Annotated in this window: 9 protein-coding genes; 8 read left to right on the top strand and 1 reads right to left on the bottom strand. The window is 36.2% G+C overall.

The window, feature by feature from the left end; translation table 11 throughout:
* The first annotated feature begins 288 nt into the window (after window positions 1-288).
* The 4 genes from QV06_RS09900 (at window position 289) to arcA (ending at window position 6,787) form a co-directional block, all read left to right on the top strand.
* Window positions 289-2,664, top strand: a complete 2,376-nt coding sequence (locus tag QV06_RS09900; protein ID WP_065237993.1) for a TonB-dependent receptor — start codon at window positions 289-291, stop codon at window positions 2,662-2,664.
* Window positions 2,665-2,878: 214 nt separating this feature from the next.
* Window positions 2,879-4,066: a tyrosine--tRNA ligase gene (tyrS, locus tag QV06_RS09895; RefSeq protein WP_065237992.1), complete on the top strand. Its 1,188-nt coding sequence runs from the start codon at window positions 2,879-2,881 to the stop codon at window positions 4,064-4,066.
* A gap of 210 nt (window positions 4,067-4,276) precedes the next feature.
* Window positions 4,277-5,866, top strand: coding sequence for a peptide chain release factor 3 (gene prfC, locus QV06_RS09890; RefSeq protein ID WP_065234510.1), 1,590 nt, complete (start codon window positions 4,277-4,279; stop codon window positions 5,864-5,866).
* Window positions 5,867-6,073: 207 nt separating this feature from the next.
* On the top strand, window positions 6,074-6,787 hold the full coding sequence (gene arcA / locus QV06_RS09885; RefSeq protein WP_065234511.1) for a two-component system response regulator ArcA: 714 nt from the start codon (window positions 6,074-6,076) through the stop codon (window positions 6,785-6,787).
* Between the two features lie 67 nt (window positions 6,788-6,854).
* Here arcA and zipA read toward each other — a convergent pair whose 3' ends face one another.
* Window positions 6,855-7,916: a cell division protein ZipA gene (gene zipA / locus QV06_RS09880; RefSeq protein ID WP_065237991.1), complete on the bottom strand. Its 1,062-nt coding sequence runs from the start codon at window positions 7,914-7,916 to the stop codon at window positions 6,855-6,857.
* A gap of 157 nt (window positions 7,917-8,073) precedes the next feature.
* Between zipA and QV06_RS09875 the strand changes: the two genes are divergently transcribed.
* The 4 genes from QV06_RS09875 (at window position 8,074) to cysK (ending at window position 13,013) form a co-directional block, all read left to right on the top strand.
* The gene (locus QV06_RS09875) at window positions 8,074-8,919 is read left to right on the top strand and encodes a patatin-like phospholipase family protein (RefSeq protein WP_065235321.1); all 846 of its coding nucleotides are present in this window, start codon (window positions 8,074-8,076) and stop codon (window positions 8,917-8,919) included.
* A gap of 12 nt (window positions 8,920-8,931) precedes the next feature.
* On the top strand, window positions 8,932-9,672 hold the full coding sequence (gene cysZ, locus QV06_RS09870) for a sulfate transporter CysZ (protein ID WP_065237990.1): 741 nt from the start codon (window positions 8,932-8,934) through the stop codon (window positions 9,670-9,672).
* A gap of 237 nt (window positions 9,673-9,909) precedes the next feature.
* Window positions 9,910-11,874: an acetate--CoA ligase gene (gene acs / locus QV06_RS09865; RefSeq protein WP_065237989.1), complete on the top strand. Its 1,965-nt coding sequence runs from the start codon at window positions 9,910-9,912 to the stop codon at window positions 11,872-11,874.
* A gap of 188 nt (window positions 11,875-12,062) precedes the next feature.
* A complete protein-coding gene (gene cysK, locus QV06_RS09860) occupies window positions 12,063-13,013 on the top strand; it encodes a cysteine synthase A (RefSeq protein ID WP_065235324.1) in 951 nt (316 codons plus the stop codon).
* The last annotated feature ends 43 nt before the right edge of the window (window positions 13,014-13,056 follow it).

Genomic DNA, 13,056 nt, shown 5'->3' with positions numbered 1-13,056 from the left:
GGTAACATTATTACCCTACCCAAAATTTGAATCTTATATATTTATTTTCTAATAAGAAATCAAGTTCTCTAAATGTATCACTAAATTCAATAAAAAGAAGAAATTTTTATCGCTAAATACTAAATTTAAAATTATGGTAAAGATAGATAATAACTATATAAAAGCTATCATTCTTAATAACACTCTAATAAAAGTACATAATTATAAAAAATAATAATAATTACTATTTACAACATAAGAAACTTTCTCTAAGCTTAAAAATTTTTCACCATACTATCGGGACTAAATATGATTTGTTTAATAAATAAACAATATAAAAATAAAGTTTTCTTGTTGATCTTATTTTTCACAAATATCACTTTTGCTATGGAGTTAGAAGAAATCTCTGTTGTCGGTAATATACAAAATGAAAGCACTTTACTCAGTACAAGTATAAATAAAACACTAGATGGCTTTAAACTTCAACAATGGCAAGCTAATACTCTGGGAAGTACAGTTGATAAATTACCCGGTATTCATAGTAGCCATTTTGGTCCTAATAGTGGGACACCCGTCATTCGTAGCTTACAAGGTTCTCGAGTTCAAGTCTTGAATAATAACCTAAGTATGTCTGATTTAGCTGGAATAAGTGGGAATTTACCACTCCCAATCCAACCTAATTTGGTTCAATCTATTGAGGTGAAGAAAGCAGGAGCTTCTATATTATATGGTGGAAGAGCTATTGGTGGATCAGTGAATATTTATGATGGTCGTATCCCAAGAGAACCTATAGATAAGCCTATTACTGGAAAAGCAGAAATTAAAACAGGTTATAATAGTGGCAATAGCCAATTTATTACATTAAATGGCGGAAAAGGAAGAGTCGCTTGGCATATAGATAGCTCTAATTATTTTACCCCTTATTACCGTATTCCTGGAAATGCTAAGTTTCGAGGTTGTACTGATCCTAATATTATCTATACCTCTGGAGAATTCGCTGGTACAGATAGTACTTTAGCTAATTTATGCCAAGTTCGTGCATCTACGGTTTCAGTACAAAACCCAGCTTACTACCCTTATATAAAAGCCAATTATGATCCGACAAATTCAGAGGATAGCTACTATACATATACTCGTGAATACTTTGATGCCAACTTTAACCTTATACGAAATCAAAAAAACCCCGATTATATTCCAAACTCATCACCATATATCACAAAAACTATGCCGATCGAAAATCGTACTCCTAATAGTAAAGGGAAAATCCCTAATAGCCATCTTAAACGCCAACAATTTGCAGCTGGTGTCAGTTATTTTCTTCAAAATGGTTATATTGGCTTAGGATTTAAGCACTTTAATACTTATTATGGAGTACCAGGCTTTGCCTCATTAAGCACTCGAACCGGCATTGATAATGCTTTTAGTCCTATTAATATTAAAGCTAATGAAGACAAATTTACTTTAGATACTGGCTTTAATATAAAATCAGATTTTATTTCCAAAGTCCTACTCCAAGCTTCCATATCTAATACTAACAATGGTGAATATATTGGTAACGTTCTTTCTAGTAATCTAAAAAATAAAGCACAGCACATCCGCTTAACGACAGATCATCTATTTTGGAAATTTAATGGTACTTTAGGCAGTGAATATAAATCTAAAGATATTTCTGGTACTGGTATAGATCGTTATATGCCAGATATTCAGGCTAAAGAATATGCTCTTTTCTTAGTTGAAAGATTAGACTTAGATCCAGTAATCTTAGAGATTGGCGGAAGATTAGAATCCGTCAACTATAAGACAAATCTAAATAACTATACCCCATCACGTCGCTACGTTGCTGAAAAATATGGGCGACCTCGTCATTTTTATTTAAAAAATGGTTTTACTGGTATATCTTGGTCATTAAACAATCATCTAATACTCATTGCAAATTATACACATACAGAAAGAGCTCCAGAAGCAAATGAACTTTATGCATCTAATACCCATTTTGCTATTTGGGCTGTTGAACTTGGTAATTCTAATTTAAAAAAAGAAACATCATCACATATTGAGTTAGGCTTAAATTATGAGAATCAAGGATTTAATTTATCCGCTTCATGGTATCGAATGAAATTCAAAAATTATACTTATCTTAGTTTATCTAGCTCTGGAGAAGGAAGCGATTATAATTTTAGTATTCCAATTCGCTATTGGAGACAAGACGATAATTTAGTTTATGGAATAGAAGCCGAAGGTAGCTATACATGGTTAGATCACTATCATAATCAATGGACAATACGTTTATTTGGCGATCATGTCATTAATAAACCTACTTCTTCAAATACTCAACGCTCTCGTTTTGCTGGTAATTATCTTCCTGGACTACCGACAGACCGCATAGGGATCGGAATTGAATGGTCTAAAAATAATTGGAAATTTGGTTCATCTGCTACATATTATTTTAAACAGAAAAACAGAGGAAACTATTTCAGAGAATCGCAGGAACTTAGTATGCCAGCTTACACCTTAGTTGATGCCCTATTAAGTTATACTTACTCATTTAAACAACAAAATATAGAGATTTATCTAGATGGACGTAATCTATTAAATGAAGAGGCTCGACCATATAATTCACCAATCAAATACTTATCTCCTTTACCAGGACGATCTATTGCTATAGGAGTTAAATTTGACTTTTAAAGAAATTTTTTAAAATCCACCTTGACATGATAACAATTCTCATTTATATTTAACACATAACATTTTGATAATCACTCCAACACTTTAGCCTCTTCCCCCACAAAAGAGGCTTTTTTTTATCTCAAATCCAGCAATTTCCTGCGATTAGCTTTCCATTTAATGAATAATCCTTATAATGGATGAGTTTTGTATTTGACTAATGTAGGAACTAATTATGAGTGATATAAATCAAGTACTCGCCGAACTAAAACGAGGCGTAGATGAAATTCTTTCAGAAGAAGATCTTATTGAAAAACTTAAAGAAAAACGTCCACTAAAAATTAAACTCGGCGCCGATCCAACTGCACCAGATATTCATCTTGGTCACACTGTTGTATTAAATAAATTACGCCAATTCCAACAACTTGGCCATGAAGTTTATTTCTTGATTGGTGATTTCACTGGTATGGTTGGCGATCCATCAGGTAAAAATAGCACTCGCCCACCATTAACCCGAGAAGATGTTTTACGTAATGCAGAAACCTATAAACAACAAATCTATAAAATTTTAGATCCAGAAAAAACCCACGTAGTCTTCAACTCGTCTTGGTTAGGTGAGCTTGGTACTGAGGGAATGATTCGTTTAGCTTCTCAATATACTGTTGCACGTATGTTAGAACGCGATGACTTCAAAAAACGCTTTGCTAACCATCAATCTATTGCTATTCATGAATTTATTTATCCTTTATTACAAGGATACGATTCTGTTGCGTTAGAAGCCGATGTTGAGTTAGGGGGAACAGACCAAAAATTTAACCTGTTAGTTGGTCGAGAATTACAAAAAGCACGTGGACAAAAACCACAAGTAGCAATGACATTACCATTATTAGAAGGTCTTGATGGTGAGAAAAAAATGTCAAAATCATTAGGCAATTATATTGGTATCTCTGAATCTCCTGACGATATGTTCGGAAAAGTGATGTCAATTTCTGATGAACTAATGTGGCGTTGGTATGATCTACTTTCTTTCCGTTCCCTAGATGAAATCGCACAATTAAAACAAGATGTCGCTAATGGCCGTAATCCACGTGATGTTAAAATTTTATTAGCTAAAGAATTAATTGAACGTTTCCACGATAAATCAGCAGCAGATGCAGCGGAACAAACTTTTATTGAACGTTTCCAAAAAGGTGCGATGCCAGATGAAATGCCTGAATTCACTTTCACAGGTGAAATGCCTATCGCTAACCTATTAAAAGAAGCAGATTTAGTTGCCTCAACATCAGAAGCATTGCGTATGATTAAACAAGGTGGCGTAAAAATTGATGGTGAAAAAGTAGAAGATAGCAAACTCATTATTTCTGCCTCTACCGCAGTTTATCAAGTGGGTAAACGTAAATTTGCCAAAGTAACAATAAAATAATTTTTTACTCTATTAAGAAAACTACTCGCTGTTTGAAATGGTATCTACTTTTGTTCAGCCGTAAATACAGCATAACGATAATATCTGTTATTTCAAATTAGTGAGTAAATAGCGTAAAATAATCACCTATTTGAGTTCATTATAGAAAGAGTCTTATATAAGGCTCTTTCTTATTTATTTAACCACACAATTCAATCACAAAGTTATTTTATGACAACGCAAGCATTCTTAGAAGAAGTCAATAAACGCAGAACATTTGCGATTATTTCTCACCCGGATGCCGGGAAAACAACGATTACTGAAAAAGTTTTACTTTACGGACAAGCAATCAAAACAGCTGGTACCGTGAAAGGGCGTGGTTCTAATCAACACGCAAAATCTGACTGGATGGAAATGGAAAAACAACGTGGAATTTCGATTACTACCTCTGTAATGCAATTCCCTTATAACGATTGTTTAGTCAATTTATTAGATACTCCGGGACACGAAGACTTCTCAGAAGATACTTATCGTACATTAACCGCAGTGGATAGCTGTTTAATGGTGATTGATGCAGCGAAAGGGGTTGAGGAACGTACCATCAAATTAATGGAAGTTACTCGCTTACGTGATACTCCGATTCTCACTTTTATGAATAAACTCGACCGTGATATTCGTGATCCGATGGAGTTACTTGATGAAGTAGAGAATGTGTTAAATATTCACTGTGCTCCAATTACTTGGCCAATTGGTTGTGGAAAACTCTTTAAAGGCGTATATCACCTTTATAAAGACGAAACCTATTTGTATCAAACAGGGCAAGGGCATACTATCCAAGAAGTACGCATCATTAAAGGTTTGAATAATCCAGAATTAGATCAAGCTGTTGGTGATGATTTAGCGCAACAACTTCGTGATGAACTTGAACTTATTCAAGGTGCGAGTAATGAATTTGATCTTGATGCTTTTCTTAAAGGTGAATTAACTCCTGTCTTCTTTGGTACTGCATTAGGTAACTTTGGTGTTGATCATATGTTAGATGGGCTCACTGAATGGGCGCCTGCACCACAACCTCGTCAAACTGATGTTCGCCCAGTTGCAGCAACTGAAGAAAATTTCTCTGGGTTTGTATTTAAAATCCAGGCAAATATGGATCCAAAACACCGTGACCGCGTTGCTTTTATGCGAATCGTTTCAGGAAAATATGAAAAAGGAATGAAACTACGTCATATCCGCATCGGAAAAGACGTTATTATTTCTGATGCCTTAACCTTTATGGCGGGTGATCGTAGTCATGTTGAAGAAAGCTTTGCTGGCGATATTATTGGGTTACATAACCATGGCACTATCCAAATTGGGGATACCTTTACTCAAGGTGAAGATCTTAAATTTACTGGTATTCCAAACTTTGCGCCTGAACTATTCCGTCGTATCCGCCTTAAAGATCCGCTTAAACAAAAACAATTACTGAAAGGCTTAGTACAGCTTTCTGAAGAAGGTGCAGTACAAGTATTCCGCCCATTAGCAAATAATGATCTGATTGTGGGTGCCGTCGGTATTCTACAATTTGATGTAGTGGTATCTCGCTTAAAAACAGAATATAACGTAGAAGCAATTTACGAAACCGTTAATGTTGCAACAGCTCGTTGGGTAGAATGTGCCGATGCCAAAAAATTCGAAGAGTTTAAGCGTAAAAATGAGCAAAATCTTGCCCTGGATGGTGGTGATAACCTTACCTATATCGCACCAACTATGGTCAATTTAAACCTTACTCAAGAACGTTATCCAGACGTTGTCTTCTTTAAAACCAGGGAACATTAATCTTTCCTTATTCAAGGCGTTTTTCTTTCAGAAAAATGCCTTGAAATAATTTATCTATCAACTTCTGACTTAGATCATAAAATTTACCAATAGTGTAACAAATTTAACATTTGAGGTTGTTCTTATAATCTCTGCTCGCTACAATACATCCCAGTTTTTTATAAATTCATCACAATTTTGTTAAATTTTTATATAAGGATAAGTGCAATGACGCCTAAAATTCTGATTGTTGAAGATGAAGCAGTTACGCGTAATACGCTTAAAGATATTTTTGAAGCAGAAGGTTATCGTGTATTTGAAGCCGTTGATGGCGCACAAATGCACCAACAACTTGCCGCACAAAAAATTAATCTCGTGATTATGGACATTAATCTTCCAGGTAAGAATGGATTATTACTTGCTCGTGAGTTACGTGAGCAAAACAATATCGCATTAATGTTCTTAACTGGTCGTGATAATGAAGTTGACCGTATTCTTGGATTAGAGATCGGTGCAGATGACTATATTACTAAACCATTTAACCCTCGTGAATTAACCATCCGTACTCGTAATTTATTACAACGTACTATGATGGATAAAAATTCAAATAATCATAAACATATTGAAAAATACCAATTCAATGGTTGGACGTTAGATATCAATAGTCGTACATTAATTAACCCTGAAGGTGTGGCACAAAAATTACCACGCAGCGAATTCCGTGCAATGTTACATTTCTGCGAAAATCCGGGCAAAATCCAAACTCGTGACGATTTATTAAAGAAAATGACAGGTAGAGATTTAAAACCAAATGATCGTACCGTTGATGTCACTATTCGCCGTATTCGTAAACACTTTGAAGATCATCCTGATACGCCAGAAATTATTGCCACCATTCATGGTGAAGGTTATCGTTTCTGTGGTGATTTAGAATCTATTTAATCAACTCAAATCCATAAAAAATAGCACCTTCAAGGGTGCTATTTTTTCTTCTGCTGAATCTTTCCACTTATGATCTCAATAGCTGTAAATATTCATTACGATTGTCATCAGTAAAGATTTCACGCTTATCATTTAACACAAAACCATTGAGCTTTTCAGCTAATGTTTCTGCCGCACGACATAACATTCTAAAGTTAGCAATATCATTGCCTGGTGATGGTAAACGCATAAATAGCGTTAATCCAATCGTTGCAAAATTATCAAAATTATTTGGATCAAATGTGCCCGGTTGAACCATATTTGCAACACTGAAAATAATTGGACTACTCGCAATAGTGACATCTAAATGGCGATGGTAAATATTATATTCACCAAATAAGAAGCCTAATTCTTCTAATACTTGATTAATATGTGTTCCATAGAATTGACGATTTTCAGGAGCAACCACATACAACATAATAAATTCAGGTTTCTTCTGGCTTTGCTCAACCGTTTCCACAGCAGTTGATTCCACACCACCTTGTTTCACTTCCACTTTAGGTTCTGGCTCAGGCTCTACATAACGTTCTATGGTTGGTTGTTGAACTTGTGCTCGCATCTCTACTGCAGATGTTACTGTCGCTTGATTAGGTTCTACTGACGGTGTTGCTGTCTGAGCAACAGCTGGTTCAGTAGTATAAGTAGCGGTCGTAGCTGTTGGCGAATTTGGCAATGTAATTTTGATATTTTCTACACGTCTTTCCACTGCTGTAGAAATATCTTCTTCTAATGGTAAATGGGTTTGATAAGGTTCTTCTGGTTCAATACGATGCTGCTGTGGCATTTCTCTCGCCATATTATTTTGTGAATAACCATATTGTGCTTGTTGAGTATAGTGTTCTGCTGATGCTTGTGGTGGATACTCTGGAGTTTGTTGCTGATACATACCTTGTTGTTGCGGTGGGTATCCTTGTGCTTGGGTTTCAAAATGGTGATTTTGTTGATGAGAAGAACGAATTTGTTGACGTTCAAATTGTTGCGCTGACTTTTCAAATTGTGCTTTTTCACGACGACTCGACCAAAATCCATGCCCGATTAAGATACCTAATGCAAGTACACCAAGCAGAATTAATATTTGTTGTAAATCCATTGTCATTCACCCATTTTTTTATAGCTATCATGTTGAATATTTTAGCGTAAACGGCTAATAGCTTACCATATTTTTCTGGATTGTTTTCGAAAAACCTACATAGACATTTAGGAAAGTAAAAGATAAGATCTTTTGGCTTTGATCTAGAGAGAAAAATATGAAAGTTGGATTAGTGTTAGAAGGCGGTGCCATGCGTGGTCTTTACACCGCAGGCGTGTTAGATATCTTTCTTGAAGAAAATATTAAAGTCGATGGTATTGTCGGCGTATCCGCAGGTGTCTTATTTGGGGTTAATTACCCATCAAAACAGAAAGGACGTGTATTACGTTATAACTTAAACTATCTTAATGATAAACGTTATATCAGTTTGCATAGCCTATTTACTACCGGCAATATCGTGAATAAAGAGTTTGCTTTTTACGATCTTCCTATCAATATTGATCCTTTTGATGAACAAACCTTTATTAATTCCGGCGTTGACTTTTATGCCACATTGACCAATGTTGATACGGGAGAGGCAGAATACTTCAAATTAAAACATCTATTTGCTGAAATGGAAGTGCTGCGTGCGACATCTGCTATGCCATTTGTATCTAAAATAGTTGAAGTAAACGGTAAACGTTATCTTGATGGCGGGATTGCTGATAGTATTCCTCTCGAAAAATGCCGCCAACTCGGTTATGACAAAATTATCGTGATCTTAACGCGTCCATTAGAATATCGTAAGAAACCCGTTCATCCTTGTCTTTTTAAGGCATTCTATTGGCGATACCCAAAATTAGTCGAAAAATTAAGTCACCGCTATTTAGATTATAATCGTAAAGTGGAACAAATTATCGAAGCAGATAAGCGTCAAGAAATTTTTGTAATCCGTCCATCACAAACACTACCGATTAAACGTATTGAGAAAGATCGGCAAAAAATTCAAGCGATGTACGATTTAGGTATTGCTGATGCAAAACAGATTTTACCTGAATTAAAGCAATATTTATCATCAATCTAAAAGGAGAAAACAGTGAGTTACACTGATATTAAACAAGGCTGGCACTATTTTGTTCTTGGTTGGCATTTAATTAGCAAAAAAGGCTTAAAACGTTTTGTAGTGATGCCAATTCTTTTAAATATCGTGCTACTTAGTTTTGTATTCTGGTTATTAATGCAGCAAATTGGTGACCTCACCGACTGGATCATTTCTTTTGTTCCCGATTGGTTAAGTTGGTTGCACTATCTATTAACCACGTTAGCGGTTGTGATGATCTTACTCGTTTATTATTTTATTTTTATGACGTTAGCTGGATTTATTGCTGCACCATTCAATGGGCTACTTGCAGAAAAAGTAGAATTACTGCTCAGTGGCAAAACCGCCGATTCAGGTGGCATTTTTGATTTTGTCAAAGATCTACCAAGAATGTTTAAACGTGAATGGCAAAAACTCTGGTATAGCTTACCTAGAATGGTAATTCTCTTCTTACTTGGTTTCATTCCTGTGTTAGGACAAACCTTAATTCCAGTGATGTTATTCTTGTTTACCGCATGGCTACAAGCGATCCAATATTGTGATTACCCTTTCGACAATCACAAAATCAGTTTCCCTATTATGCAGCAACAGCTAGCACAACGTCGTTTATTAAATCTCACTTTTGGTGCATTAGTGGCAAGTTGTACCTTTATTCCACTGCTTAATTTTATTGTGATGCCAGTTGCTGTTTGTGGTGCAACAGCAATGTGGGTTGAGCATTACCGTCATCAAAATTAATCATCTTGTACCAATGCCTATTTTTATCATTCTGTGTAAAAAATAGGCATTCTGATTATTTCCTAATTTCCTCACATTTTTTATTTTTTCATAAAAAAATATTCATTTTGTGATCTGTATTACAACATTTAATTAACAAAAAATTGCTTATTTATTAACTTTTATGTAAGTTGTTAATACTTTAGCGATTCGTTAAGCAGTGCATCGCTCTTACCACTCACTAAGGAGAAGATGCTTATGCAGCAATTAGATTCAATCTTAAAAGAAAACCGTATTTTCCCACCTAGCGATCAATTCCGCCAACAAGCCAATATCGGTAATAATGAACAATATCAACAACTTTGGGATTTTGCTGATCAAGATTATTTAAACTATTGGGCTGATTTAGCGAGAGAATTAATTAGCTGGAAAAAACCATTTATGACAATTTTTGATGGTAGCAATGCCCCTTTCTACAAATGGTTTATTGATGGAAAATTAAACGCTTCTTATAACTGTCTAGATCGCCATTTACCTGATAAATCTGATAAAGTCGCTCTCATTTTTGAATCCGATTTTGGACAAGTAAATACCTTTACCTATCAACAATTACATAATCGTGTCTGCCGTTTTGCCAATGCTTTACGTGAGCAAGGTGTCAAAAAAGGTGATCGCATTGTTATCTATATGCCAATGATTGTAGAAGCAGTGATTGCAATGCAAGCGTGTGCCAGAATTGGTGCAATTCATTCTGTGGTATTTGGTGGTTTCTCTGCCAGTGCATTGCGGGATCGGATTGAAGATGCCGGTGCAAAAATAGTTATTACCGCCAATGGAGGCTTACGTGGCGGTAAAATTATCCCATTGAAAGAAACCGTAGATAGTGCGTTAGAAATGGGATGTGAAACCATTGAAAAAGTGATCGTTTACTATCGATTAAATATTGATACACCTTGGAAAGCAGGTCGTGATCTTTGGTGGCACGAACTGTCAAAAAATCAGCCTGCTTTCTGTGAACCAGAATGGATGGATGCAGAAGATCCGCTCTTTATCCTCTATACTTCAGGTTCTACTGGCAAACCGAAAGGGATTGTACATAGTACCGCTGGTTATTTATTAGGTGCACTCAATACTTTCCGTAATATCTTTGATAATAAGCCTGATGATGTCTATTGGTGTAGTGCAGATGTGGGTTGGATTACAGGCCACTCTTATGTCTGTTATGGACCATTAGCCAACGGTGCGACCCAAGTTATTTATGAAGGCGTACCAAGTTATCCAGATGCAGGACGTATTTGGCGGATCATTCAACGCCACAAAGTCAATGTCTTTTATACTTCCCCAACATTAGTCCGTTCCTTAACACGTTTTGGCGATCATATTCCACAAAAATATGATCTCTCCTCATTACGTTTACTCGGCAGTGTCGGTGAACCAATTAACCCTTCGGCATGGATGTGGCTCTATGATGTGATTGGTCAAGGCAGATGTCCGATTGTTGATACTTGGTGGCAAACTGAAACAGGTTCGATTATGTTATCTCCGCTACCGGGGATTACCGCATTAAAACCAGGCTCTTGTACCCTACCACAACCAGGTATTATGGCAGATGTTGTTGATGAAACTGGGCAAAAAATTACCGATTGCAGTGGTGGGATTTTAGTCATCAAACGTCCATTTCCATCTATGCTACGTACAATCTGGAATGACGATAAACGTTATCAAAAAACCTATTTCCCAGAAGAATTAGGCGGTAAATATTATGTTGCCGGTGACTCGGCTCACCGTGATGAAGATGGCTATTTCTGGATTCTCGGTCGTACCGATGATGTTCTCAACGTTTCTGGTCACCGTTTAGGGACTATGGAAATTGAATCAGCACTTGTCGCAAATGAAAAAGTCGCAGAAGCCGCTGTGGTTGGTAAACCAGATGAAATCAAAGGTGAAGCGATCGTTGCCTTTGTGGTATTAAATCGAGCCATTCCAGACGACAATGAAGCCAAACAGGTGGCAGAAGAACTTAAACAATGGGTGGCACAAGAAATTGGTAAGATTGCCCGTCCAGAAGATATTCGCTTTGCTGACAACTTGCCAAAAACCCGCTCTGGTAAAATTATGCGTCGTTTATTACGTTCAATTGCTAAAGATGAAATGATCACTCAAGATATTTCAACTTTAGAAAACCCACAAATTATTGGCCAATTACAACGTCAAATCTTATAACCGATTATCACTCACACTCCAACAACCTCTTTTTTTGTTGGAGTGTTTTTTTATTCATAATTCTTGCGTTTCCTACGGCTGAAATTCCATCCAGTTATAAAATATAGCGAATAAGCATTGTTCATCTTTTTAGCTTGGGAGTAATCTATCTCCCATATTAATTAATGAACACATCATTAGGAGAAATTATGACTATTTATGCAGATAACACATTAAGTATTGGACATACCCCACTCGTACGCTTACAACATTTTGGCCAAAACGGTAACCTTGTGGTGAAAGTAGAAGGAAGAAACCCAAGCTTTAGCGTAAAATGCCGTATTGGTGCAAATATGGTTTGGCAAGCAGAAAAAGATGGGATTCTTACTAAAGATAAAGAAATCATTGATGCTACCAGTGGTAATACTGGGATTGCATTAGCATACGTTGCAGCAGCAAGAGGCTATAAAATTACAATTACTATGCCTGAAACCATGAGTAACGAACGTAAAAAACTATTAAAAAGCCTTGGTGTAAACTTAATCCTTACTGAAGGTGCTAAGGGAATGAAAGGGGCGATTGCCAAAGCCGAAGAAATTTTAAATTCAGACCCGAATCGTTACGTAATGCTAAAACAATTTGAAAACCCAGCTAACCCAGCAATTCACCGTCAAACCACAGGTCCTGAAATCTGGAATGATAGTGAAGGTAAAATTGATGTTTTAGTTGCTGGTGTAGGTACTGGCGGTACTATCACTGGTATTTCTCAATATATCAAATTGGATCAAAAGAAAAATATCGTATCTGTTGCGGTTGAACCAGAAGAATCACCAATTATTACCCAATACCTTGCTGGCGAAGAATTAAAACCAGGTCCACATAAAATTCAAGGAATTGGTGCAGGCTTTATTCCTAAAAATCTCGATCTTTCATTAATTGATCGCGTGGAAAAAGTGGATAGTGATACTGCAATTAAGACCGCTCGCCTCTTACTTGAAAAAGAAGGTTTATTAGTTGGTATCTCTTCTGGTGCTGCGGTTGCTGCTGCGGATCGCATTGCGAAACTACCAGAATTTAAAGATAAATTAATTGTTGCTATTTTACCGTCTGCAGCGGAACGCTACCTCAGTACTGCGTTATTCGCAGATATTGAGATTTAATTTCTCTTTCTCCTGTGTGTAAATCAAACGCTTGTCTTACTAC

This window comes from Gallibacterium genomosp. 3, from assembly GCF_001678475.1.
Lineage (GTDB): Bacteria > Pseudomonadota > Gammaproteobacteria > Enterobacterales > Pasteurellaceae > Gallibacterium > Gallibacterium faecale.
The sequence above is the reverse complement of the archived record's forward strand: the minus strand, read 5'-3'. Positions and strand labels throughout refer to the sequence as shown.

What these genes read in the sequence shown, in the direction of transcription:
- QV06_RS09900 (WP_065237993.1), top strand. Translation starts at nt 289, where the DNA reads ATGATTTGTTTAATAAATAAACAATATAAAAATAAAGTTTTCTTGTTG.
- tyrS (WP_065237992.1), top strand. Translation starts at nt 2,879, where the DNA reads ATGAGTGATATAAATCAAGTACTCGCCGAACTAAAACGAGGCGTAGAT.
- prfC (WP_065234510.1), top strand. Translation starts at nt 4,277, where the DNA reads ATGACAACGCAAGCATTCTTAGAAGAAGTCAATAAACGCAGAACATTT.
- arcA (WP_065234511.1), top strand. Translation starts at nt 6,074, where the DNA reads ATGACGCCTAAAATTCTGATTGTTGAAGATGAAGCAGTTACGCGTAAT.
- zipA (WP_065237991.1), bottom strand. Translation starts at nt 7,916, where the DNA reads ATGGATTTACAACAAATATTAATTCTGCTTGGTGTACTTGCATTAGGT.
- QV06_RS09875 (WP_065235321.1), top strand. Translation starts at nt 8,074, where the DNA reads ATGAAAGTTGGATTAGTGTTAGAAGGCGGTGCCATGCGTGGTCTTTAC.
- acs (WP_065237989.1), top strand. Translation starts at nt 9,910, where the DNA reads ATGCAGCAATTAGATTCAATCTTAAAAGAAAACCGTATTTTCCCACCT.
- cysK (WP_065235324.1), top strand. Translation starts at nt 12,063, where the DNA reads ATGACTATTTATGCAGATAACACATTAAGTATTGGACATACCCCACTC.